23 protein-coding genes are annotated in these 22,222 nt (G+C 73.0%); 10 read left to right on the plus strand and 13 right to left on the minus strand.

Annotated elements, in window-relative coordinates; translation table 11 throughout:
* Positions 1 to 22: 22 nt before the first annotated feature.
* From ACVV2G_RS28245 to ACVV2G_RS28265, 5 genes are all read right to left on the minus strand, one after another.
* Positions 23 to 1,012 (minus strand): N-acetylglucosamine kinase, encoded by a 990-nt coding sequence (locus tag ACVV2G_RS28245; protein WP_453845599.1) that lies wholly within the window; start codon positions 1,010 to 1,012, stop codon positions 23 to 25.
* Positions 1,009 to 1,686, minus strand: coding sequence for a uracil-DNA glycosylase (locus tag ACVV2G_RS28250; RefSeq protein WP_453845600.1), 678 nt, complete (start codon positions 1,684 to 1,686; stop codon positions 1,009 to 1,011). Before ACVV2G_RS28250 ends, ACVV2G_RS28245 begins: the two co-directional genes overlap by 4 nt.
* A gap of 70 nt (positions 1,687 to 1,756) precedes the next feature.
* Positions 1,757 to 2,911 (minus strand): WD40/YVTN/BNR-like repeat-containing protein, encoded by a 1,155-nt coding sequence (locus tag ACVV2G_RS28255; RefSeq protein WP_453845601.1) that lies wholly within the window; start codon positions 2,909 to 2,911, stop codon positions 1,757 to 1,759.
* A 374-nt stretch (positions 2,912 to 3,285) separates the two neighbouring features.
* Positions 3,286 to 4,089 carry a pectate lyase gene (locus ACVV2G_RS28260; RefSeq protein ID WP_453845602.1) on the minus strand — a complete coding sequence of 268 codons (804 nt, stop codon included), beginning with the start codon at positions 4,087 to 4,089 and terminating at the stop codon, positions 3,286 to 3,288.
* Between the two features lie 199 nt (positions 4,090 to 4,288).
* A complete protein-coding gene (locus ACVV2G_RS28265; protein WP_453845603.1) occupies positions 4,289 to 5,368 on the minus strand; it encodes an NADH:flavin oxidoreductase/NADH oxidase in 1,080 nt (359 codons plus the stop codon).
* 124 nt (positions 5,369 to 5,492) lie between these two features.
* Between ACVV2G_RS28265 and ACVV2G_RS28270 the strand changes: the two genes are divergently transcribed.
* Together ACVV2G_RS28270 and ACVV2G_RS28275 are read left to right on the plus strand one after the other, a co-directional pair.
* A complete protein-coding gene (locus tag ACVV2G_RS28270; protein ID WP_453845623.1) occupies positions 5,493 to 5,882 on the plus strand; it encodes an ArsR/SmtB family transcription factor in 390 nt (129 codons plus the stop codon).
* A 238-nt stretch (positions 5,883 to 6,120) separates the two neighbouring features.
* The gene (locus tag ACVV2G_RS28275; protein ID WP_453845604.1) at positions 6,121 to 6,576 is read left to right on the plus strand and encodes a DUF6214 family protein; all 456 of its coding nucleotides are present in this window, start codon (positions 6,121 to 6,123) and stop codon (positions 6,574 to 6,576) included.
* Between the two features lie 17 nt (positions 6,577 to 6,593).
* Here the strand turns inward: ACVV2G_RS28275 and ACVV2G_RS28280 are convergent, their stop codons facing one another.
* Positions 6,594 to 7,250, minus strand: a complete 657-nt coding sequence (locus ACVV2G_RS28280; protein WP_453845605.1) for a DUF305 domain-containing protein — start codon at positions 7,248 to 7,250, stop codon at positions 6,594 to 6,596.
* Between the two features lie 207 nt (positions 7,251 to 7,457).
* Between ACVV2G_RS28280 and ACVV2G_RS28285 the strand changes: the two genes are divergently transcribed.
* Positions 7,458 to 8,960: an LVIVD repeat-containing protein gene (locus ACVV2G_RS28285; RefSeq protein WP_453845606.1), complete on the plus strand. Its 1,503-nt coding sequence runs from the start codon at positions 7,458 to 7,460 to the stop codon at positions 8,958 to 8,960.
* On the opposite strand, the gene ACVV2G_RS28290 is transcribed toward ACVV2G_RS28285, so the two are convergent.
* The 4 genes from ACVV2G_RS28290 to ACVV2G_RS28305 form a co-directional block, all read right to left on the minus strand.
* Positions 8,948 to 9,667, minus strand: coding sequence for a TetR/AcrR family transcriptional regulator (locus ACVV2G_RS28290; RefSeq protein WP_453845607.1), 720 nt, complete (start codon positions 9,665 to 9,667; stop codon positions 8,948 to 8,950). The genes ACVV2G_RS28285 and ACVV2G_RS28290 overlap by 13 nt on opposite strands.
* Before the next feature lie 400 nt (positions 9,668 to 10,067).
* The gene (locus ACVV2G_RS28295; RefSeq protein WP_453845608.1) at positions 10,068 to 10,739 is read right to left on the minus strand and encodes a phosphatase PAP2 family protein; all 672 of its coding nucleotides are present in this window, start codon (positions 10,737 to 10,739) and stop codon (positions 10,068 to 10,070) included.
* A 65-nt stretch (positions 10,740 to 10,804) separates the two neighbouring features.
* Positions 10,805 to 11,740, minus strand: coding sequence for a M56 family metallopeptidase (locus tag ACVV2G_RS28300; protein ID WP_453845609.1), 936 nt, complete (start codon positions 11,738 to 11,740; stop codon positions 10,805 to 10,807).
* A gap of 212 nt (positions 11,741 to 11,952) precedes the next feature.
* Positions 11,953 to 12,525, minus strand: coding sequence for a DUF5134 domain-containing protein (locus tag ACVV2G_RS28305; protein ID WP_453845610.1), 573 nt, complete (start codon positions 12,523 to 12,525; stop codon positions 11,953 to 11,955).
* 184 nt (positions 12,526 to 12,709) lie between these two features.
* Here ACVV2G_RS28305 and ACVV2G_RS28310 point away from each other — a divergent pair, with 184 nt between their 5' ends.
* Positions 12,710 to 14,398, plus strand: coding sequence for an FUSC family protein (locus ACVV2G_RS28310; RefSeq protein ID WP_453845611.1), 1,689 nt, complete (start codon positions 12,710 to 12,712; stop codon positions 14,396 to 14,398).
* A complete protein-coding gene (locus tag ACVV2G_RS28315; RefSeq protein WP_453845612.1) occupies positions 14,395 to 14,952 on the plus strand; it encodes a MarR family winged helix-turn-helix transcriptional regulator in 558 nt (185 codons plus the stop codon). The genes ACVV2G_RS28310 and ACVV2G_RS28315 overlap by 4 nt, the downstream gene beginning before the upstream one ends.
* Positions 14,953 to 15,184: 232 nt before the next feature.
* On the opposite strand, the gene ACVV2G_RS28320 is transcribed toward ACVV2G_RS28315, so the two are convergent.
* Positions 15,185 to 15,958: a VOC family protein gene (locus ACVV2G_RS28320; protein WP_453845613.1), complete on the minus strand. Its 774-nt coding sequence runs from the start codon at positions 15,956 to 15,958 to the stop codon at positions 15,185 to 15,187.
* 101 nt (positions 15,959 to 16,059) lie between these two features.
* Positions 16,060 to 16,452, minus strand: coding sequence for a VOC family protein (locus tag ACVV2G_RS28325; protein WP_453845614.1), 393 nt, complete (start codon positions 16,450 to 16,452; stop codon positions 16,060 to 16,062).
* Positions 16,453 to 16,526: 74 nt separating this feature from the next.
* Here ACVV2G_RS28325 and ACVV2G_RS28330 point away from each other — a divergent pair, with 74 nt between their 5' ends.
* Positions 16,527 to 17,066: a GNAT family N-acetyltransferase gene (locus ACVV2G_RS28330; RefSeq protein WP_453845615.1), complete on the plus strand. Its 540-nt coding sequence runs from the start codon at positions 16,527 to 16,529 to the stop codon at positions 17,064 to 17,066.
* A 21-nt stretch (positions 17,067 to 17,087) separates the two neighbouring features.
* Here ACVV2G_RS28330 and ACVV2G_RS28335 read toward each other — a convergent pair whose 3' ends face one another.
* A complete protein-coding gene (locus ACVV2G_RS28335) occupies positions 17,088 to 17,771 on the minus strand; it encodes a glycerophosphodiester phosphodiesterase (protein WP_453845616.1) in 684 nt (227 codons plus the stop codon).
* Between the two features lie 226 nt (positions 17,772 to 17,997).
* On the opposite strand from ACVV2G_RS28335, the gene ACVV2G_RS28340 reads away from it, so the two are divergent.
* From ACVV2G_RS28340 to ACVV2G_RS28355, 4 genes are all read left to right on the plus strand, one after another.
* Positions 17,998 to 19,395: a DUF6421 family protein gene (locus ACVV2G_RS28340; RefSeq protein ID WP_453845617.1), complete on the plus strand. Its 1,398-nt coding sequence runs from the start codon at positions 17,998 to 18,000 to the stop codon at positions 19,393 to 19,395.
* A gap of 59 nt (positions 19,396 to 19,454) precedes the next feature.
* Complete coding sequence (locus ACVV2G_RS28345; protein ID WP_453845618.1) at positions 19,455 to 20,201, plus strand: SDR family NAD(P)-dependent oxidoreductase; 747 nt, start codon at positions 19,455 to 19,457, stop codon at positions 20,199 to 20,201.
* Positions 20,198 to 21,268: a threonine aldolase family protein gene (locus ACVV2G_RS28350; protein ID WP_453845619.1), complete on the plus strand. Its 1,071-nt coding sequence runs from the start codon at positions 20,198 to 20,200 to the stop codon at positions 21,266 to 21,268. The genes ACVV2G_RS28345 and ACVV2G_RS28350 overlap by 4 nt, the downstream gene beginning before the upstream one ends.
* Positions 21,269 to 21,353: 85 nt before the next feature.
* A complete protein-coding gene (locus tag ACVV2G_RS28355; protein WP_453845620.1) occupies positions 21,354 to 21,932 on the plus strand; it encodes a transglutaminase domain-containing protein in 579 nt (192 codons plus the stop codon).
* The last annotated feature ends 290 nt before the right edge of the window (positions 21,933 to 22,222 follow it).

Raw genomic sequence — 22,222 nt, forward strand, 5'->3', positions numbered from 1 at the left:
ATTCACCTCGCCGGAGGACCGATTACCGGCCGTACGCTCCAGTCGTCAACCACAGCAGGCTGTCATCGCCCGGAAGGGCGAACGAGCCGGTCACCAGGTCCGTCGCGATACGGACCGCGCCCCGCAGAGGATCACCCTCCGCGGCCGTGCGCCGGGCGTGCGGCAGTCGCTTTGCCAGCGCCTCCTCCAGAGGTGCGAGGAGGGGCTCGCCCATCTTCAGCAGGCCGCCGGTGACCGCGACGCGCGGCTCGCCCCCGGGCGGGCACACCGCGGCGGCCGAGTCGGCCATGTGCCGCGCGGCGGCCCGCAGGATGTCCGCGGCGACGGGGTCGTCGGCCGCGCAGGCGGCCACGTCGGGCGCGAAGGAGGCCAGGACGGCCGGTCGGTCCGTACGCGGGTAGAGCCGGCCGGGCAGCCCCGCCACCGGCCCGAACCGTTCCTCGGCCCGGGCCAGCAGGGGAGCGGAGCCGCCCCGGCGCCCGTCGTGGGCGCGCAGCGCCGCCTCCAGACCGGCCCGGCCGATCCAGGCGCCGCCACCGCAGTCGCCCAGCAGATGACCCCAGCCGTCCGCCCTGCGCCAGCGCGCCAGGTCGGTGCCGGTGGCGACCAGGCCGGTGCCGGCGGCGACCACCGCTCCGGCCCGCGGACCGAGGGCGCCGACGTACGCGGTGACGGCGTCGGCGACCAGGGCGACCGTCCGCACACCCAGCTCACGGGCCAGCGCACCGGGCAGTTCGGCGCGCAGGGCGTGGCCCAGGGTGGCCAGCCCGGCGGCTCCGACGACGACGGTGTCGAGCCGGGGCACGCCGGTCTCGGCGGTCAACGCCCTCGCCATGGGCAGCAGTTGCCCCATCAGGTGCCCGGGGTCGATGCCACGCGCGCCGGTGCGCACGGGCTCCCGCGACGTACGCCGCCCGAGCCCGTCCGGACCACCCCCGCCGTCACCGGCCCGGCCGACGACGACGCGCAGGCCCGAGCCCCCGGAGTCGACGGCGAGGTAGCCGCCGCTCACGGCAGGCGCCAGTCGACCGGCTGACCTCCCAGTCGGACCAGCAGGTCGTTGGCCCGGCTGAACGGCCGGGAGCCGAAGAATCCCCGGTCGGCCGACATCGGGGACGGGTGCGCGGACTCCACGGACGGCAGGTCGCCGAGCAGGGGACGCAGGTTGCGGGCGTCCCGGCCCCAGAGGATGGACACCATCGGCTTGCCGCGCGCCGCCAAGGCCCGGATCGCCTGTTCGGTGACGTCCTCCCACCCCTTGCCGCGGTGCGCGGCGGGCTTGCGCGGGGCCGTGGTGAGTGCTCTGTTGAGCAGCAGCACGCCCTGCCGGGTCCACGGGGTCAGGTCCCCGTTCGAGGGCTGCGGGAGATTCAGGTCGGCGTTCAGCTCCCGGAAGATGTTGATGAGGCTGCCGGGCAGCGGACGCACCTCGGGCGCGACCGAGAACGACAGGCCCACCGCGTGCCCCGGAGTGGGATACGGGTCCTGACCCACGATCAGGACCCGGACGTCGTCGAAGGGCTGCTGGAAAGCCCGCAGGACATTCGGTCCGGCCGGGAGATAGGTGCGTCCGGCGGCGATCTCCGCGCGCAGGAACTCACCCATCGAGGTGATCCGACCGGCGACGGGTTCCAGAGCCTTCGCCCAGCCCGCTTCGACGATTTCGTTCAAGGGTCGTGGTGCCACGGGCGTCACCCTACTGCCGTACGGGTGACGCCGATCAACCGGTGGCCGAAGCAGTCCCCCCGGGTTCGGTTCATCGGACGACGGCCGCCCGCACGCACAGCACGTCCGGCAGGTGGGAGGCCAACTGCTCCCAGCTGTCTCCGTCGTCGGCCGACGCGAACACCTCGCCGTTGCGGTTGCCGAAGTACACGCCCGCCTGCTCGGCGTCGTCGGTGCACAGGGCGTCGCGCAGCACCGTGCCGTAGTGGGCCTCCTGGGGCAGTCCCGCGGTGAGCGGCTCCCAGCTCCTGCCCGCGTCCTCCGTGCGGAAGACCCGGCAGCGGTGGTCCGCGGGCACCCGGTCCGCGTCGGCGTTGATCGGGAAGACGTACGCGGTGTCGCCGCGGTGCGGGTGGGCGGCCACCGCGAAGCCGAACGTGGACGGCAGCCCCTCGCCGATGTCCGTCCACCGCGCGCCCGCGTCGTCGCTGCGGTACACCCCCCAGTGGTTCTGCAGGTACAGCCGGTCGGGCGTCGCCGCGTCCCGCGCCACCTTGTGCACGCACTGGCCGAACTCCGGGTCGGGGTCCGGCAGGAAGACCGCGGAGACACCCGAGTTGGACGGCGCCCAGCTCTCGCCGCCGTCCGTCGTGCGGAACACGCCCGCGGTCGAGACGGCGACCGTCACCGACCCCGGGTCCCGCCGGTCGGTGAGCACGGTGTGCAGCCCTTCCCCGCCGCCGCCCGGCACCCACCGGGACCGCGTGGGGTGCTCCCACAGGGGCCGCATCAGCTCGAAGCTCTCGCCGCGGTCCTCCGAGCGGTACAGCGCGGCCGGTTCCGTGCCCGCGTAGACCACGTCCGGCTCGGCGGCGGCCGGGTGCAGCTGCCACACCCGCTCCAGCGAAGCGCCGGTGTCCTTGGGGAACTTGACAGCCGGCTGCGCCGGTTCCGTCCAGGTGCGGCCCAGGTCGTCGGAGTGGAACACCGACGGGCCCCAGTGCGCGCTGTCGCCGCCCGCCAGCAGTCGCGGGGTGCCGCCGCGGGTGTCGAGGGCGACCGAGTAGACGGCCTGTGCGTTGAAGTAGGGGCTCTCGTCGAACTCCCAGGTGCCACCCCGCCGGCGCCCGATGAACAGGCCCTTGCGGGTGCCCACGGCGAGCAGTACCTCGGTCATGCCGATCACCTCCGCGGCGTCCTCGTCGACGCCTTTGTCTCGGACACGGGCCAGTCTGCACCCCGGCACTGACAGTCACCTCTGGGAAGGGAGTCGCCGCAGGTCAGAGCGGTGGTGTCGGATCCGTAGGGGTGGGTCGGCGCCGGCCGCCAGGCCCGCGCCCGGCAGGCACCGCGCCAGGGCGCCGTCGAGGCCGGCCCCGGCGGGCGGCGCGCCGGACGCCTGCCCCGGTCGCCTGCCCCGGTCGCCGCCGGGCAGGGCCGCGCGGGAGGCGCCGGCGGGCCGGCAGAGAAGCAGGGAGGAGGAGGCCGGGAGGGGAGGCGGAGAGGCGGAGGCGGAGAGGGGGCCCTGGAGGACGAGGGCCCGGTCGGCGGGAGCCTCCAGGTCCGGGTGCGGGGCGCCCGGACCCGGAGCGGCGGGATCAGCCGCCCGTCACGCACGGATCACTTGTAGGTGATGTCGGACGACGCGTACTTGCAGTGTGTGCCGTCGGGTCCCGAGCCGTTCGAGCCCGGCTCGTCTCCGTCGTCGTTGCCGATGTACTTCTGGCACGGGACGATCTTCTTGCCGCTGTCGCCCACGATCGTGATGTTGCGCAGGGTCGCGCTGTCGCCGTAGTTGGTGTTGATGCCGGCGATCCGGCTGCCCTTCCAGCTCACCTCGATGGTGTTGAGGTTGATCGTCCGCTTGTACTGCGTCGAGCAGTTGCCGCAGGAGCGTACGAAGGTGCCGAAGTTCTTGACGGCGAAGTTGGACACGTTCAGCGTCCCGGCGCCGTTGAACTGGAACACCTTGTCGTCGGCTTCCTTGGCGCCTCCGCCGGAAACGGTGTAGACGTTCGACGAGGAGGAGCCGCGGAAGGTCGCCGCGTCCTCGCCGACGTCCTCCCACCAGACGTTCTGCAGGGTGCAACTGCCCTTGCAGTGGATGCCGTCCGCGGCGGGAGCACCGATGATCACGTTCTTGAGGACGGCGCCGGGTGCCAGTTCCAGGATCGGTCCCTGGTCCTCGTCCTGGCTGCCGGAGCCCAGTTCTCCCGTGCCGTAGAGGCGCTTCATCCCGTAGTCCTTGGTGCCGGAGACCGGGATGGTGGCGGAGACGCCTGTGCTGCCGTTGGGGGCCGGCCAGGTGGCGGCGTGTGCCCCGGCCGCTCCGACTGACATGAGCATGCCAACCGAGAGTCCGAGAGCGGCCAGCGCGCCGGTCGCGGCGCGCCGGTGCGCGCGGGCGCGTGTCGCAGCAGTCATGTTCTGATCCCTTCCGTAGGGAGTGGGGGTGGAACGGAACATGTACGTGAATGCTGTTTGTGCTCGTGTTGGTGTCGCGCACGCTGAGCGGCCCACGAGGCGACGCAAGGGTGGTCGACAGCGTCCGCGACGGTCACGCTGATGAACGGACCGTAGAGGGCAAGCGCTTTCTAGTCAACGCTTCGCGCGACGATCCCCTTCACACGGCCCGCCCGTACTGATCCGGCACCCGGATCTCGTCACCGAGTTCCCGGGCCGCGTGCTGGGCCCAGGAAGGGTTGCGCAGCAGTTCGCGCCCCAGGAGGACAGCGTCGGCCTCGCCGTTGGCCAGGATCTTCTCGGCCTGCCCGGCGTCGGTGATCAGGCCGACGGCGGCGACCGGCAGCGTGGTCCCGGCCTTCACGCCCGCGGCGAACGGAACCTGGTAGCCGGGCCCGGTCGGGATGCGGACGTGCGGGACATTGCCGCCGGTGGAGACGTCGAGGAGGTCGATGCCGTGTGCCTGGAGGTCCCGGGCGAAGCGGACGGTGTCCTCGGGTGTCCAGCCTCCCTCCTCCAGCCAGTCGGTCGCCGATACGCGGAAGAACAGCGGCTTGTCGTCGGGCCACACCTCGCGCACGGCGTCGACGACCTCGAGGGCGAAACGGGTGCGGTTCTCGTACGAGCCGCCGTAGGCGTCGGTGCGGCGGTTGGAGTGCGGGGACAGGAACTCGTGGATCAGGTAGCCGTGGGCGCCGTGGATCTCGGCGACCTCGAAACCGGCGGCGAGGGCCCGGCGTGCCGCGTCCGCGAACCGGCCGACCACCTCCTGGAGCTGCGCGACCGTCAGTTCGTCCGGTACCGGGTGGCGCTCGTCGAACGCGAGCGCGCTCGGCGCCACCGGCTGCCAGCCGTACGCGTCCGGGCCCACCGGGGCCCCGCCCTTCCAGGGCTGTGCGGTCGACGCCTTGCGGCCGGCGTGTGCCAGCTGGATCGCCGGGACCGTGCCCTGCTCCCGGAGGAAACCGGTGATCCGGCGGAAGGCCTCGGTCTGGGTGTCGTTCCACAGGCCGAGATCCTGCGGCGAGATGCGGCCCTCGGGTGACACGCCGGTGGCCTCGACGACGATCAGGCCGGTGCCACCGGCGGCGCGGGCGCCGTAGTGGGCGACGTGCCAGTCGCCGGGGACGCCCGCCGAGGGGCCCGTCGGCGCGGCGGAGTACTGGCACATCGGCGGCATCCAGGCCCGGTTGGGGATCGTGGTGTCGCGCAGCCGGAGAGGCTGGAAGAGGGCGCTCATGGAGGGCTGCTCCCGGGGTCGGGGAAGGGCGGAACCGCTCGTACGATAGCCCTCGTAGTACGGTGGATGTCAAACTACGGTGACCTTCGTACAATGGTCCCTCGACGAAGGCCCCTCCTGGGCGATGGGTCCCTCCCGGACGACTGGAGCCGCCGTGCCCCCCGCCATCACCGCCGCCGCCCGTGACCTGCCGCATCCGGCGCGCGGCGCGATCCGGCTGGAGAACGTGCTGCACGCGCTCTCCGACCCGGTGCGGATGCGGATCGTGCGGGAGCTCGCGGCCGACCGCGGGGAGCTGTTCTCCTGCTCGCACTTCGACCTGCCGGTGACCAAGTCCACCACCACGCACCACTTCCGGGTCCTGCGCGAGAGCGGGGTGATCCGGCAGGCCTACCGGGGCACGGCCAAGATGAACGGCCTGCGAGGGGACGACCTGGACGCGCTCTTCCCGGGGCTGCTCGACACCCTCCTGGCTGCCGCGGCCCGCCAGGACGCCCGCCTCGGCTCCGACTGACGGTGCCGCGCGGTGCGGCGGCGCTCCGTGTCGCCGGCCGAGGCGGGAGGGCGCCGGTGGCGCCGGCATCCTTCCGGCTCAGCTCCGCCGACGGGGTGCGCGTCCGGGAACGCTGCGCGTTCCGTGCGTGTTCTGTTCGTACGGAATGTGATCATGAGGTTACGTTGCGTGTGTGCTCGAAGCGTCCTTCGTTGATCGTTCTCTTCGGCTTTCCGACCGCTGTCCGGACGACGGGGAGATGTCCGTGCGGCAGACCTGGGCGGTGCGCGAGGACGGCGGTACGGCCTCCTGGTTCGACGTCCGGCTGACGTTCACCGACGGCGCCCGGGTGGAGGCGCTCGCCGTGCTGTGCGGTCACGTCCTGATGATCGAGGACGTACGGGCCGAACCGCCGTTGTCCCTCGACGACCTGGCCGCGCTGGCCGAGTGGCTGGAGAGCCCGCTGTTCGAGGCGTGCGTACCGGCTCCCGCCGGTGCCGCGCGGGTCGCGTCGCGGCGGGCCCGCCCCGCGTGGCCGCGCGGCAGGGAGAGCTGCCGGCTCGTCGCCCAGGAGTACCGGGCGGCCCGCGCCGAGGGAGCCGATCCCGTGCTCGCGGTGATGGATGCGACCGGGCACGGCCGGCGGAAGTCGCTCAGGCTGATCGGTCAGGCGCGCGACGAAGGCTTCCTGGCACCGCGTCGCGCGCGTCGCTGAGGCGCCGCGGGGAGGCGTCAGAGCATCCCGCGCATCCGGGAGATCTCGCTCGTCTGCTGGGCGACCACGTCGTCCGCCATCTCCTCGACCTGGACGTTGTTGCCCTGCGCCTTCACCTCCGTGGCCATGCTGATCGCGCCCTCGTGGTGAGTGATCATCAGCTTGAGGAAGAGCTGGTCGAAGGCCTTGCCCTTCGCCGCGCGCAGCTTCTCCAGCTGGGCCTCGGTCGCCATCCCCGGCATCGCGGCGTGGTCGTGTCCGCCGCCCGTCTCCTCCTCGCCGTGGGTCTTCAGCCAGCCCTCCATCGCCGTGATCTCCGGTCCCTGCGCGGCGGAGATCCGGTCGGCGAGCTTCTCGACCTGGCCGGACTCGGCGCGTTCCGGGACGAGTCCGGTCATCTCCAGGGCCTGGGCGTGATGCTGGATCATCATCCGGGCGTAGGAGACGTCCGCCGAGTTGGGGGAGTCGTCGTCGGCGCGCTGCCGCTCGGCGTCCTGCGCGGACAGCGTCCGGTTGCCCTCGCCCGGCTTGCCGGGGGCGATCACCGAGGGCCCGGCCGGGGCCGCCGCCCCGGTGTCCGGGCCGGAGTCGCAGGCCCCGAGTCCGAGCACGGCCAGGGCGGTCAGTGAGGCCGTGACGAGCGACGCGCGGGTCGACGCGGGACGGAAGGGCACAACGACCTCCTGTGGCTGGGGCCCCGATGGGGTGGGAGGGGCCCGGAACACCTCGTGAGTGGAACGACCGTCTTAGCACGCTTCCGCGGGCCATTGATCGGAAAACTTCAAAGCGAGTTCGTTTCCCCCTGTTGATATGTGCATGGCCAAGACGATACTGCGGGGTGCGTGAACCGTTCCGACGGGAACGGACGTAGGGAGGAAACAGTGACCCTGTTCAACGACCCGCGAACGCGGCGCAGACGCCTGGGAGTCGCGGCCGCCGCCGCCGGACTCCTGTCCGCGCTGCTCACGGCCGGCCCGGCCGTGGCGACCCCCGACCCGGGGGACGGCCCGGCCACGTCCCAGGAGGTGTCCAAGAGCGCGCGCGCCGAGGTGCGCGAGGCGATCGAGAGCGGCGCGATACCCGGTCAGGACGAGGTGGTCCACTCGGACAACATCGAGCACCTGGCCAACATCCCCAAGGACGCGCTGCCCGGCACCAACTCGGACCTGGCCTTCCAGGGCCGGTACGCCTTCGCCGGCAACTACGACGGCTTCCGCATCTTCGACATCAAGAACCCGAAGAAGCCGAAAACCGTCGCCCAGGTGCTGTGCCCCGGCTCGCAGAACGACATCTCCGTCTCCGGCGACCTGCTGTTCCTGTCGACCGACTCCTCGCGCAGCGACAGCAGTTGCAACAGCACCACCCAGCCCGCGACCGAGAAGTCCTCCTGGGAGGGCATGAAGGTCTTCGACATCAGCGACAAACGGAACCCGAAGTACGTCGCCGCAGTCGAGACCGCCTGCGGTTCGCACACCCACACCCTGGTGCCCGAGCGCAGGAACGTCTACGTCTACGTCTCCTCGTACTCGCCGAACGCCGCCTACCCGGACTGCCAGCCGCCGCACGACGGCATCTCCGTCATCAAGGTGCCGCGCAACGCCCCCGAGCGGGCGGCCGTGGTGGGCTTCCCGGTGCTGTTCCCCGGTGAGGGCCCCGACGGCGGCGGCAACCCGGGCGGGCCCACCAACCCGGGCGTCTCCAAGACCACCGGCTGCCACGACATCACCGTTCTGCCCTCGCAGGACCTGGCGGCGGGTGCCTGCATGGGCGACGGCATCCTGTTCTCCATCAAGGACCCCGAGCGCCCGAAGGTCATCGACCGGGTCCAGGACAACGTCAACTTCGCGTTCTGGCACTCGGCGACCTTCAACCAGAAGGCCGACAAGGTCGTGTTCACCGACGAGCTGGGCGGCGGCGGCGCCGCGACCTGCAACGCGGAGATCGGCCCGAACCGCGGCGCCGACGGCATCTACGACATCGTGGGCAGGGGCGACCACCGCGAACTGGTCTTCCGCAGCTACTTCAAGATCCCCCGTCACCAGGCGGACACCGAGAACTGCGTCGCCCACAACGGCTCGCTGATCCCGGTCAAGGGCCGCGACATCATGGTCCAGGCCTGGTACCAGGGCGGTGTCTCGGTCTGGGAGTTCACCGACTCCAAGCGTCCGAAGGAGATCGCCTACTTCGAGCGCGGCCCGCTGACCACGGACGGTGTCACCACGGGTGGTTCCTGGTCGGCGTACTACTACAACGGCTACATCTACTCGAACGACATCGCCAAGGGCTTCGACGTCCTCAAGCTCAGCGACCGGCGCACCGACCCGGCCAAGCGGGTCCACCTGCGCGAGCTCAACACGCAGACCCAGCCGGACTACTTCGACTGAGCCGGCCGGTCCGCTCCGTCGGCCGGGTCCGCCCGGGCCGGCCGGACGGACCCGCCGGTCGCGAAGAAGCGGGAGAGGTCCGTGTCGCACACCGTCCCGCCGGACGCCTCGGTGTCCGGCGGGACACCCAGTTCCCACGCCAGCCGGTAGCGCCCGAACAGCTCGGCGCGCAGCGCCGGCACGGGCATCGGCGCGCCCGGCACCAGAGCGGCGAAGACGGCGCCCATGAGCAGCGCGCGCAGCACCGGATAGTCGCGGTCGACGTCCCGGGAGCCGTGCCGGGCGACCGTGTCCCGCAGCAGCTCCGCCAGTCGCCGCTGCTCCGGGCACGGCACGAAACCGACATCGGCCTGGAGCAGGCCCGCCATGTGCTGGCGCATCAGCACCGGACGGTCCCGGGCGAGCCCCAGGACCGCGTCGATGGCCCGGGCCATCCGCTCCCGCCCCTCGGCGGTACGCGGCTCGCGCTCCAGTGCCTCCTCCAGTGTGCGGTGCATCAGCCGGTGCACGGCGGACTGCACCAGCTGGCGCTTGCCGGGGAAGTAGTACGAGACCAGACCGCGCGCCGACCCGGCCCGCTCGGCTATGTCGCCCAGCGTGGTCGCGTCGTACCCGTGCTCGCCCACCAGCTCGACCGCGGCCTGCAGGAGCCGCTCCTTGGAACGCCGCCGCAACTCTTCATTGACCGAGGCGCTGCGCGGGGACATGCTGTACTCCTGCGTTGACTGGCTGACAGCCAACTATACTCAGCGCAGGCGGACGGGCCCTGGTGGGTCCGGTCCGGCTACGTCTGCCTCGGGCGACACGGGGGATCGTCCGAGGCGGGCGGTCCGCCCCACTGGTTGCCTCGGGCTACGTGACGAAGCGAAGTGGTGCCTCCGGACGGTTCCGTCGCAGCGCCCCGTGCCGGAACCGCCGCGGCCAGGTTGGCCGCTCGCTCGCCGGCGGACGGTCCGCGCTCAGGGCAGACGGTCCACGGCGCACAGGGGCCGGCTTCCCGTACGGACGGAAGGGCGGATACGGGGATCGCGTCCGCGCGGCCGGTGCGGCCCCCGGCGGCGGGGCGCACGGCCGGGCCCCGTGCAGCCGTGGCCGCGGCCCGACGTGTCACGGATGCCGTCGGCGGTGGACCAGTACCGCGACGGCCACGACCAGGGTGCCCAGGAGCCAGCCGCCGACGACGTCCGTGGCCCAGTGGACGCCGAGCCACACCCGTGTCACGCCGACGCCCGCCACGGAGACCACCGCCAAGGCCAGAGCGGTCGAGCGCGCGCCCCGGGCGGCGCCGCGGTCGTGGACCAGCCACACCAGCAGGCCGCACACGAACGTGGCGGTCATGGCATGGCCCGAGGGGAAGGCCGCGAAGTGCGCGGAGTCCACGGGGTCGGGCCAGACCGGGCGGGGCCGGTTCACCGCCGCCTTCAGGGCCTGCTGGAACAGGCTGCCCAGCAGACAGGACGTCCCCAGCCACACGGCCGTCCACCGGTCGCCGCGCCGCAACCACAGCCACACCGCCACCACCGCACACAGCAGTCGCATCGTCCACGTGTCCCACACCCAGTCGGTGAGGATCCGCATGGCGTGCGTGATGCCCGGCTCGTCGACCGCCCAGCGGTGCGTCGCGCCGGCGATGTCGTCGTCCAGGACGATCAACGGGCGCCACTCGGCCGCGACCAGGGTGAGCAGCAGCGCGGAGCACAGGGCGAGCACCCACGTCGTACGGAGGGCGGCACGGGACCGCGGAGGGCCGGGCGGGGATTCGACGGGTGGCGTCTGCATGCTGCGATACTCGCGGACTCGGGCGTTCCGGGGCCAATCCCCGGAATGGGGCGGGCGGTACGGGATCAGCCCAGTGCCCGCAGACCGGGAACGAAGGCCACCAGCACCGGCACGACCGGGACCAGCGAGGCTGCCGCGGTCAGCCGTACCCGCCGGGCCGCCGTCAGCCGGTCCGGCGGGGTGAGCAGCCGGTGCACCCGCTGCGGGACCTGCGCCTGCGGGGTCGGACACGGCCCGAACACCCCGCGGCCCTCGTTGAGTTCGACCAGCGCGAGGGCGGTCGTCAGCCGGCCGAAGCGGCGGGAGGCCACGTCGTCGGCGGCCAGCTCGACCAGCCGGTGCATCTCGTCGCGGAACGCGGCGAACACCGGGACCTGCGGGAATCCCTCCGCCAGCGCGGCCGAGCAGTGGAGCAGCCAGTCGTGCCGTGCCCGCGCGTGCCCCCTCTCGTGGGCGAGGACCGCGTCGAGCTGCCGGCCCGTGAGACGGCGCAACGCGGCGGTGGTGACGACCAGCTGCGGGGGAGTGCCGGGCAGCCACCAGGCGCCGGGCCGCTCGCCCTCCAGGACGACCAGCGGGTCCGAGCCGGGCACCTCGCCGGGCAGCAGCGGCACGCGCAGCAGGAGTTCGGCCCGGCGCCGCCGACGCCGCGCCCGGGCCCGTACGACCACCCGGACCAGCATCGCGAGGCTCCACAGCCCGCCGCAGGCCAGCGTGACGGCGGTCGTGTCCGCCCAGGGGCCGGACGTGCCGAGCGCGTAGGCCTCGGCCACCGGGCCCGGCGCCGTCGCGAAGACGTGCCCGCCCACCGCGTGCCAGGCCGCCGCCGCGCTGAACGTCATCGACAGCGCGCAGCACAGGAGCACGGCCGCCACGACGCACTGCCACACCCACAGCGCGACCACCGGTTCGCGGTCCGGCCAGTCGGCCCGCGCGAGCAGCCTGGGGGCGAGGACTGCGGTCAGGGCACCGAGCAGCAACAGTGCCGCGGGGAGAATCATGGGGGCAGCCTATGAGCGCCGGGGCGCCGGGTGTACGGCCCACCGCGCAAAGTGACGCAGGCAACGGCGCCTGCCGGCCGGTCGCGCGAAGTGCACGCAGGTGACGGCCTCTGCCGGCCGGTCGTGCGCAGGGACGCGGGCGACGGCGCCTGCCGGCCGGGCCGGGGATGGTGTGCGCACCTGCCCGGTGCGGCGGGTGCCGACGCCGGATGTCACACGGCCGCCAGCATGGCCAGCATCGCGATCCCCATGGAGAGCCGGCAGGCCAGCGCCAGCTCCGGCCGGTCGCCCCACCCCGCGGCCGGCAGGCCCCCGGCCCCGGCTCCGGCCCTGGCCCCGGCCCCGGCCCCGGAGGCGACGGGTACCAGGCGTACGCCGGTCAGCAGCACGTACCCGGTGAAGTAGAGCAGCAGCACCCCGGTCAGCACGGGGAGGCCGGAGGCGCCGTGCCCGTGGGCGGGGGAACCGGACATCGCCACCGCCATGTGGACCATGGCCGCGGCCCCGACGAGGTGGTGCAGATGGTGCCGCCCGGACCGGGCCGCCCACAGGGCACGCAGCCCGGCCGCGCCGAACACCGCGGCGTAGACCGGCCAGGCCCACGGCGGCGGGGTGAACGCCGCCGCCGGCACGGCCATCGCGGCCATGCCGAATCCCATGAGGGCCTCGCCGCCCGCCGCGCGTCGCTGCTCCTCGACCCTGCTGCGCATGCGCAGCAGGCAGTAGGCGCCGGTCGTCGCGCACAGCGCGACCAGCAGCCATCCGGACGACGCCGGTCCGTGCACGCGTGCCTCCCCGCTCGACGCTGGCCGGTCGGTCAAGGACTGCCCGGGCCGCGCGGCGCACACGCGAGCGCAAGGAAGTACACGGGGAGTATTCGGGGGAGCGCGGTGGCTCGCCGCAGGTGGGCCGCGGAAGCCGGGCCCCCAGAATCATTTTACGGATAAAACACATGTTAAGCTTTATTCCATGAGCAGTGCGACCCCCGCCTCCGGCGTTCCACGCGGCCGGCGTCTGTCCCTGACCGGCGTACTGCGCCTGCGCCGGCCCTCCGAGATCTGGTTCAAGCCCGCCCTGAGTTCGGTCGCCGCCGTCGCCCCGCCCAACCTGATCCTGCTCACGCTCGGCCGGCTCGACCTGGCGCTGTACACCATGGCCGGATCCCTGTGCGCCCTCTACGCCCACAACCGCCCCTACGCGGTGCGGGCCCGCGTCCTGGCCCGGGTGGTGCTCACGATGCTCGGCGGTGTGGCCGTCGCCCTGGTCACCGCCTCGCTCACCCGAGACGCCGTCGTGCTGGTCACCGTCGGCGCCCTGCTGGCCGCCGTGCAGAAGACCCTGTGCGACGTCGCCCGCTTCGGTCCGCCGGGCAACGTGGTCCTGACCTTCATCAGCTCCGCCGCCCTGTTCGTCCCGCAGACCCTCGGCCAGGTCCCCGCCCACCTGGCCCTGGGCGCCGCCGCGGGTGCCTGGGCCTGGCTCGTCGGCATGGCCCCCGCGCTCGTCCGACCGCACGGCCCGGAACGCCGCGCCACCGCCCAGGCCCTGGTCGCCGCCGCCGAGTACGCCGGCACCCACGGCACCGGCGACGGCCACATCCCCGCCCGCGCCGCCGGTTACGCCGCCGTGCAGGCCGCCTGGCAGACGCTGCTCTCCCTCCCCGCGACCGGCAGGCACGCCACCACCCGGCACGCCCTGGAACGCCTCGTCGTCCGCGCCGAGGTCGCGCTGGCCGCGCCCGCCGACACCGACCCGGAGCGGCTGCGCACCTGGGCCCGCGCCCTGCGCGGCTCCGGCCGCGTCCCCCGCACCGGCGGCGCCCCGGGGGACGCCGACGAACTCCTCGGCGTGGAAGCCGAACTCGCCGCCCGCCCCACGCCCCTGGGGCAGCGGCTCGGCCCACTGACCCCGATCGCCCTGCGCACCGCCCTCGGCTGCGCCCTGGCCGGCTACGCCTCCCTCGCCCTCGGTGTCGGCCGCCCCTACTGGGCCCTGGTCACCGCCGCCGCCCTGTACCAGGCCAACATGACCCTGACGTGGAGCCGCGCGGTCCAGCGCGTGGTCGGCAACGTCGCCGGGGTGCTGGTGTTCGCCGCCATCGCCCCGCTCGCCCACCTGGGCCAGGCCCTCCTGGTCCTGTTCTGCCTCGCCCTCAACTTCGGTGCCGAAGCGCTCATCACCCGCAACTACTGGCTCGGCAGCGTCTGCGTCACCCCGATGGCGTTGCTCATCACCGAGTTCACCGGGTACCAGGCACCCGGCGAGCTGATCACCGAGCGCGTGGTGGACACCCTCGTCGGCGCCCTGGTCGGCTTCCTGGCCGCCGTCGTCGTCACCAACCGGCGCGCGGGAAGCCGCGTCGGACAGGCGGTGACCGCGGCCGACCGTGCCCGCGAACACGCCGCCCGCCTCCTGGCCGATCCCGACCCGGCGCCCGGCGCCCTGGAGGCCGCCCGCCGGAGTCTGGCCGCCGCACTGACCGACCTGCGGACCACCGTCGACGCGGCGGCCGGTGAATGGTGGGGACGCGCCGTGCCGCAGGAGAGGGTCGTGCTCGCCGAGCAGTCCGGACACCGTACGCTCGCCGCAACGGTTCGACGCCGTACAGCGCGTCCGGACCGGGACACGGGCACGAGAACGGAGGACGTACGGCCATGACCGCAACCGACGGGGGCTCGGCGGCCGGGGGCGACGCGAGGGGCGGACCGGGCGGGGACACCGTCGCCGCGGTCGTGCGGCAGTGGCGGGCCGTCCACCCCGACCTCGACACCGGGCCGATGGAGATCATCGGCCGTATCAACCGCTGCGCGGCCCTCCTCCAGCAGGCCGAGGACGCCCCGCTGCGCCGGGCCGGACTCAGCCGCGCCGAGTTCGACCTGCTGGGCGCGCTGCGCCGCACCGGGCACGAGCTGACCCCCGGCGACCTGGCCCGGGAGACCTTCTCCTCCGGCGCCGCCGTCACCAAGCGCCTCAAGCAGCTCAGCGAGCGCGGCCTGGTCGAGCGGCGCGGTGACACCCGCGACCGCCGGGTGGCACACGTCCGGCTCACGGACGCCGGACGCGACCTCGTCGACGGCATCCTGCCCGAGCAGCTCGCCTACGAGTCCGCCGTGCTCTCCGGCGTCGACGGGGCCGAGCAGGACGAGCTGGCGGTGCTCCTCGGCGGGCTGCTGGGCCGCCTGGAGGGCCGCCTGGGCGCACTGCGGGGATGAACGGCCCCGGGACCGGACGCATGCCGGACGGGCGCCTGCCGGAGGGGCGCCGCGAGGACCGGCGGGGCCTGGAGCCGGTCGGGTGGGTGCCGTGAGGGGCGGGGTGTTCGTGAGGCCCGGCGAGCCGGCGCCGCTGGGACGGGGAACCCCCGGCCCCACGGCCCACGGCCCTCCTCCGGGTCCCCCGAGCCGGCGCCGTCGCGAGGTGCCCCGGTCCCGCCCGGCGGGCCGTTCAGCCGGTCCAGTGCCCGTCGCCCGCCCGGTAAACGCCGAACATCCCGCCCTGCGGGTCCCGCAGTACCGCGATGCGCGGGCCGTCGGGCGGGGAGGTGGGCAGCATGAGCACGGTGCCGCCGGCGTGGGTCGTGTCGGCCGCGGCCGTGTCCACGTCCGCCACCGCGAAGTACGGCAGCCAGTGCGCCGGCACCTCGTGCGGGAACTTGTCGTCCATCGTCACCATGCCGCCGAAGCCGGCGCCGGCGATCCGCCACTGCGGGTAGCGGTCCGAGGTGGTCACGTTCCAGCCGAACACCGTGGTGTAGAAGTCGGCGGCCCGGTCCGGCTCCCGGGTCAGCAGCTCCACCCAGCCCAGCGAGCCGGGCGCGTCGAACAGCCCGGCGCCGGGGAAGCCGCCCGCCTGCCACAGCTGGAACACCGCCCCGGTCGGATCGGCCGCCACGACGGACCGGCCCGCGTCGAAGACGTCGGCGGGGCTCCGCACGACCGTCCCGCCGGCCGCCGTCACCTGTCGTACCGCGGCGTCCGCGTCGTGCACCGCGAACGACACGTTCCACGCGACCGGCTGCGCCTGCTCGTACAGCGGGGCCAGGCCGGCGACCGCCGCGCCGTCGAGGCGGGCGATGGTGTACCCGCCCGGCCCGCGGCGGGAGTCGGCCTCGGGGCGCCAGCCGAACACCGCGGTGTAGAACCGCTCGGCCGCTTCCAGGTCGGTGGTCCCCAGCTCGGCCCAGCAGGGTGCACCGGGCACCGGTTCGTGGAGCTTCATCGCGTGGGGCGTCCTTCCGCTCGGCCGCAGACTCCGTCCCCCTCCAGCACGCTAAGGCCGGGCCCGGGCCGGGGCCATCCGGCACGCGCCGCCCCGCTGCCTCAGATGCCGGGCCGGTAGCGCAGCGGATGGTCCGCGGGCACCTCGACGAGGACGATCCGGGTGCCGTCCGGGTCCTCGATCCACATCTCGATGAGTCCCCACGGCTCCTGGACCGGGGGCCGGACGATCTCGACGCCCCTGGAGCGCAGTTCGTCGTGGGCCGCCGCCGCGTCCTCCACCTGGAGCCACAGCTTGAGCGCGGGCGGGGACGGGGCCTCGGCGCGGCCGGAGACCTCCAGGAACCCGCCGCCGAGGAAATAGACGGTGCCCCGCTCGGGACCGGTGCCGAACTCGCGGTGGACGGCGAGGCCGAGCTGCTCGCCGTAGAAGGCGCGGGAGCGGTCGGGGTCGGAGGGGCGGAGCAGGACGCGGCTGCCGAGTACGTGCACCATGCGCACCGAGCCTAGCGGCGGCGCTACTCTCGTCGGTGCCCGCGCCGCGCCCGAGAGACCACCGGAGGCACCCCATGGACACCACCGTCGGCCGACTGACCTACCGCGACGCGACGGACGCGGACGTGGACGCCGTCGTCGCGCTCGTGGAGTCCGCGTACCGGGGCGAGTCCAGCCGGGCCGGGTGGACCACGGAGGCGGACATCCTCCACGGGCAGCGCACGGACCCGCAGGGCGTGCTCGAGGTGGTCAAGTCGCCGGACAGTCGCCTGCTGACGGTCGAGCGCGACGGCGAACTCGTGGCCTGCTGCCAGCTGGAGCACCGCGGTGCGCACGCCTACTTCGGCATGTTCGCGGTCAGCCCGGCCCTCCAGGGCGAGGGGCTGGGCAAGGCGATCCTCGCGGAGGCGGAGCGGCGGGCCCGCACCACCTGGCGCGTGAGCGAGATGCACATGACCGTGATCTCGGTGCGCGAGGACCTCATCGCCTGGTACGAGCGCCGCGGCTACCGCCGTACGGGAGAGACGACCCCCTTTCCGTACGGCGACGAGCGCTTCGGCATCCCGCAGCGGGCCGACCTGCGGTTCGAGCTGCTGGTCAAGCCGCTGGCGTGACCCTCGGGGCGCCCGGGGGAGTCACGCGGTGAAGCGGCCGGTGCGCTTGATCTCCGGGTAGTCGGTCGTCGCGCCGTCGAGGCCGAGGGCGCGTACCAGCCGCAGCTGGTCCTGGGTGTTCACCGTCCAGCACAAGACGCGCAGGCCGGCCTTGCGGGCCCGCTCCACGATCTCCAGCGTGACGCGGTTGATGTCGAGGCACAGCGTCCCGGCGCCGGCCGCGACGGCACGGTCCACGACCTCGGGTCCGTAGTACTGCGCGACCAGGGCGGTCCGCACCCCCGGCACCAGCCGGGCGATCTCGACGATGGCCTCGTCGTGGAACGAGATGACCTCCACCCGGTCCACCAGGCCCCGCCGGTGCATCACCTCGGCGAGTGTCCGCGCCGCCGCCGCGTCCTTGATCTCGGCCTGCAACGGCACCGACACGGCGTCCAGCACCTCCTCGAAGACCGGGATCCGCTCCCCGCGGCCCGCGTCGAGCGTCCGCAGCTCCTCGAGGGTCTTGTCGGCGATCGCGCCCGTGCCGTCCGTGGTGCGGTCCACGTCCGCGTCGTGCATGACGACGAGTGCGCCGTCCTTGCTCAGGTGCAGGTCCAGCTCGACGACGTCGAGGCCGGCCTGCTCGGCGGCGACGAAGGAACGCAGGGTGTTCTCGGGCTCGACACCCATCGCTCCGCGGTGACCGATGGTGAGGAAGTTCAAGGCTCGACTCGCTTCCGTCGACGGCGGCGATGGCAGGGCGCAGCCTAACGGCCCTGCCGGACCGTTTCCCCTGCGCCGCGCCTGGTATACGGACTCAGGCACCCGGCAGGAAAGAATGCGGTTAAGGGCCGGGTCAGGCAGGATAATTTACGGGGGCTCCCCTTGCTGGGAGAAACCTCGTATGCCTACGGTGTCCTGACGTGGCTTCTTTCGTGGAGGATGGGACATGACGGAAATTCTTGTGCAGGTGGGTGCGGAGGAGAAGGTTCCTCCGGTGAGCAGGGTGGTGGAGCACCCGGCGTGGCCCGTGCTCAAGGATGCCGTGGAGCGGATCAGGCCATGGCAGTCCAAGGACGGGTCGATCGACTTCGACACCGAGGGCGCCCCGGACCGGGCCGTCGCCGAGGACGCCGTACGCCGTGTCGCCGACGCCGTCCAGCGGCTCTCCCCGCTGCTCCCGCACGACCGCGCCTACCACGAGGCCCTGGTGTCCGACCTCGGCCGGTGGGCCGCCGGCGGCTTCGAGGTGCCCGACTTCCTCGACTCGCTGCTGGCCTTCCAGCCCGCCGCGAGCCGCGCGGACGGCCTCCAGCACCTGGTCGTCTTCCCGATGTACACGCAGAACGGCAACCCGGACCGCAACCTCGAAGCGGTCGTGCTGCGCATGGTCTGGCCCGACTGGCTGGCCGAACTGGAGCGCACCCGCTACGACAACCCGCTCTTCTGCGGTATCACCTTCGAGGACTTCACCGCGGGCTACGACACCAACTCGGCCGTCCTCTTCCCGGAGACCATCGCCGTGCGCGAGGCACCCGAGCGGTTCTCCTGGGGCGGCATCTTCTGCGACCGCGAGGCCGCCCGGTTCCGCCGGGTCACCGAGGCCGCCGTCGGCATCCTGGGCCTGGAGCTGCCCGAGGACGTCGCCGCGATGGTCGACGACCAGAAGCGGTGCGAGGAGGCCTTCGTGCTGTGGGACATGGTCCACGACCGCACCCACAGCCACGGCGACCTGCCCTTCGACCCGTTCATGATCAAGCAGCGCCAGCCGTTCTGGATGTACGGCCTTGAGGAGCTGCGCTGCGACCTCACCGCCTTCAAGGAGGCCGTGGAACTGGAGGCCGACGGCGTCCCGCAGGCCCGTGACGTGCAGTACGCGGTCCTCTTCGACCGCATGTTCCGTTTCCCGGTCACCGGCGAGCGCGTGCGCAACTACGACGGTCTGGGCGGTCAGCTCCTCTTCGCCTACCTGCACAAGCACGACGTCGTGCGCTGGACCGACAACAAGCTCTTCATCGACTGGCAGCGCGCCCCGCAGGTCACCAACCAGCTCTGCGCCGACATCGAGTCGCTCTACCGCGACGGCATCGACCGGCCCAAGCTGGTCCACTGGTTCGCCGGCTACGAGCTGGTCTCCACCTACCTCGCGCCTCACCCGGGCTCGAAGTGGGCCAAGGGCCCCGACGCCCTGGACCTGACCCTGCCGCCGCGCAAGCTCGTGGACGACGTGCTTCCGGACGAGTTTCCGCTGAGCATGTTCTACGAGGCCCTGTCCAAGAAGCTGAAGAGCGTGATCGCCTCGACCCGGGGCATCACCAGGGACGGCGCCGAGCGGGCCGCCGCGTGAGCGACGGCACCGGGCAGGCACAGGCACAGGGACAGGCACGGGCTCGGGAGGCGAGGACCATGGGGAACGGGGCGCTCGACGGCGCGGTGATCGCGGTGGCGGGAGCGGGCGGGCCCGCCGGACGGGCCGCACTGCTGCGGCTCGCCGAGGCGGGCGCGACGGTCGTCGGCTCGGACAACGACCCCCAGCGGCTGGCGGAGGCGGTGGACGCGGCGCGCTACGCGCACGGCGGCGCCGCGGTCACCGGAGAGACCGTCGACCTGCTCGACCTGGACTCCGCCCGTGCGTGGGCCGACCGCATCGAGAAGGACTTCGGCCGGGTCGACGGCGTGGTCCACCTCGTCGGCGGCTGGCGCGGCAGCCAGACCTTCACCAAGACGGACCTCGACGACTGGGACCTGCTGGAGAAGCTGCTGATCCGCACCGTCCAGCACACCACCCTCGCCTTCCACGAGGCGCTCCAGCGCAGCGACCGTGGCCGGTACGTCCTCATCAGCGCCGCGGGTGCGAGCAACCCCACCGCGGGCAACGCGGCCTACTCGGCAGCCAAGGCCGCCGCCGAGGCGTGGACGCTGGCCATGGCGGACTACTTCCGCAAGGCGGGGGGCGAGCAGGGGCCGACGTCGGCGGCTGCCATCCTGGTGGTCAAGGCGTTGGTGCACGACGCGATGCGCGCCGAGCGTCCCAACGCGAAGTTCGCGGGCTTCACGGACGTGCGTGACCTCGCCGAGGCCGTCGCCGGAGTCTGGGAGAAGCCCGCCGCGGAAGTGAACGGAAACCGTCTGTGGCTGACCGAGAAGCCGTGAACCCCCCGAAGACCGACGCGCGTCGCCACCACGACCCCGAGGTCCGCGGTTTCGCCAGTGACAACTACGCCGGCGCGCACCCCGAGGTGCTCGCGGCCCTGGCGCTGGCCAACGGCGGGCACCAGGTCGCGTACGGCGAGGACGACTACACCGAGAACCTCCAGCGCGTCGTCCGCAGCCACTTCGGCTCCGGCGCCCAGGCGTTCCCGGTCTTCAACGGCACCGGCGCCAACGTCGTCGCGCTCCAGGCGGTCACCGACCGCTGGGGCGCGGTGATCTGCGCCGAGAGCGCGCACATCCACGTCGACGAGGGCGGCGCCCCCGAGCGCATGGGCGGCCTGAAGCTGCTCACCGTCCCCACCCCCGACGGCAAGCTCACGCCCGACCTGATCGACCGTCAGGCGTACGGCTGGGACGACGAGCACCGCGCGATGCCGCAGGTCGTCTCGATCACCCAGAGCACCGAGCTGGGCACCCTCTACACGCCCGACGAGATCCGCGCGATCTGCGAGCACGCCCACGCGCACGGCATGAAGGTGCATCTGGACGGCTCCCGGATAGCCAACGCCGCCGCCTCCTTGGACGTGCCCATGCGGACGTTCACCAACGCGGTCGGCGTCGACCTGCTCTCGCTCGGCGGCACCAAGAACGGTGCGCTGTTCGGCGAGGCGGTCGTGGTCCTCGACCAGGACGCCGTACGCCACATGAAGCACCTGCGCAAGCTGTCGATGCAGCTCGCCTCCAAGATGCGCTTCGTGTCGGTGCAGCTGGAGGCCCTGCTCGCGAAGGACCTGTGGCTGCGCAACGCCCGCCACGGCAACGAGATGGCGCAGCGCCTGGCCGAGGGGGTGCGGGCCGTGCACGGCGTGGAGATCCTCTACCCGGTGCAGGCCAACGCGGTCTTCGCCCGCCTGCCGCACGAGGTGAGCGAGCGCCTGCAGAAGCGGTTCCGCTTCTACTTCTGGGACGAGGCCGCGGGCGACGTCCGGTGGATGTGTGCCTTCGACACCACCGAGGACGACGTGGACGCCTTCGTGGCCGCCCTCAAGGAGGAGATGGCGCGCTAGCGGGGACCTCCGAATCCTGCATAGGTATGCGGTCACCTGAAAAGTCATTGACTGGAGGGTGATCGCTTTCCTATGCTCTGCGGGCATGCAGCTGATCCAGGAAACCCCTGACCTGTCCGCCTATCCGGCCGCCGACGACGTCATCGACCACCATCATCCGCTGGTGCGGGAGGTGGCCGGGCGCCTCGCCAAGGAGGCGGAGGACTCGTATGCCTATGCGCGGCTGGCCTTCGAGTTCGTGCGCGACACCATCCCGCACTCGCAGGACTCCGGTGACCCGCGCGTCACCTGGCGGGCCTCCGACGTCCTGGAGCGGCGCACCGGCATCTGCTACGCCAAGGCCCACGCGCTGGCCGCGCTGCTGCGTGCCGAGGACATCCCGACGGCCCTGTGCTACCAGCGGTTCGACGTGGTGCACGGGCTCGTCGCCGTACGGTTCGACGGGGCCTGGCACCGGCAGGACCCGCGAGGCAACAAGCCCGGCGTGGACGCCCGGTTCTCGCTCGGGCGGGAGCGGCTGGCCTTCACGCCGGACACCGCGGCCGGTGAGGCGGACTACCCGCGGCTGTACGCCGCGCCGCACCCGGCGGTCCTGGACGTCCTGAAGGCGGCCACCGACCGGGCCCACCTGTGGGCGACGCTCCCGCCCGGGCTGCCGTCCTGAGTGGTCGCCGCCGGACGTTCCTCGGGGGTTGACGTGACGGCCGGTCATGTGGGCCGGGGTGCTCGGGCGGGCAGACCGCCGAAGGGGCGCGGTCACTCCGGTTTCAGCGGGGCAGCCCCAGCTCGCCTGCACGCATCCCGGCCTGGAAGCGGGGGCCGGCCTCTAGGCAGTTTCGTTTGGATCAGTTGGTCGTTGGTCCGGGTGTGCCGTTGACTGATGCGCAGTGGGCGCGGATCGAGCCGTTGCTCCCGGACCGGACGCCGAGGCGGGGTGGCCGGTGGCGGGACCAT

This window comes from Streptomyces sp. JK94, from assembly GCF_053613315.1.

Bases quoted from the DNA above. Each gene is read 5' to 3' on its own strand.
- ACVV2G_RS28320 (WP_453845613.1), bottom strand. From the start codon at position 15,958: ATGAAGCTCCACGAACCGGTGCCCGGTGCACCCTGCTGGGCCGAGCTG.
- ACVV2G_RS28315 (WP_453845612.1), top strand. From the start codon at position 14,395: ATGACCGCAACCGACGGGGGCTCGGCGGCCGGGGGCGACGCGAGGGGC.
- ACVV2G_RS28340 (WP_453845617.1), top strand. From the start codon at position 17,998: ATGACGGAAATTCTTGTGCAGGTGGGTGCGGAGGAGAAGGTTCCTCCG.
- ACVV2G_RS28300 (WP_453845609.1), bottom strand. From the start codon at position 11,740: ATGATTCTCCCCGCGGCACTGTTGCTGCTCGGTGCCCTGACCGCAGTC.
- ACVV2G_RS28355 (WP_453845620.1), top strand. From the start codon at position 21,354: ATGCAGCTGATCCAGGAAACCCCTGACCTGTCCGCCTATCCGGCCGCC.
- ACVV2G_RS28260 (WP_453845602.1), bottom strand. From the start codon at position 4,089: ATGACTGCTGCGACACGCGCCCGCGCGCACCGGCGCGCCGCGACCGGC.
- ACVV2G_RS28295 (WP_453845608.1), bottom strand. From the start codon at position 10,739: ATGCAGACGCCACCCGTCGAATCCCCGCCCGGCCCTCCGCGGTCCCGT.
- ACVV2G_RS28290 (WP_453845607.1), bottom strand. From the start codon at position 9,667: ATGTCCCCGCGCAGCGCCTCGGTCAATGAAGAGTTGCGGCGGCGTTCC.
- ACVV2G_RS28330 (WP_453845615.1), top strand. From the start codon at position 16,527: ATGGACACCACCGTCGGCCGACTGACCTACCGCGACGCGACGGACGCG.
- ACVV2G_RS28275 (WP_453845604.1), top strand. From the start codon at position 6,121: ATGTCCGTGCGGCAGACCTGGGCGGTGCGCGAGGACGGCGGTACGGCC.
- ACVV2G_RS28325 (WP_453845614.1), bottom strand. From the start codon at position 16,452: ATGGTGCACGTACTCGGCAGCCGCGTCCTGCTCCGCCCCTCCGACCCC.
- ACVV2G_RS28265 (WP_453845603.1), bottom strand. From the start codon at position 5,368: ATGAGCGCCCTCTTCCAGCCTCTCCGGCTGCGCGACACCACGATCCCC.
- ACVV2G_RS28345 (WP_453845618.1), top strand. From the start codon at position 19,455: ATGGGGAACGGGGCGCTCGACGGCGCGGTGATCGCGGTGGCGGGAGCG.
- ACVV2G_RS28270 (WP_453845623.1), top strand. From the start codon at position 5,493: ATGGGTCCCTCCCGGACGACTGGAGCCGCCGTGCCCCCCGCCATCACC.
- ACVV2G_RS28310 (WP_453845611.1), top strand. From the start codon at position 12,710: ATGAGCAGTGCGACCCCCGCCTCCGGCGTTCCACGCGGCCGGCGTCTG.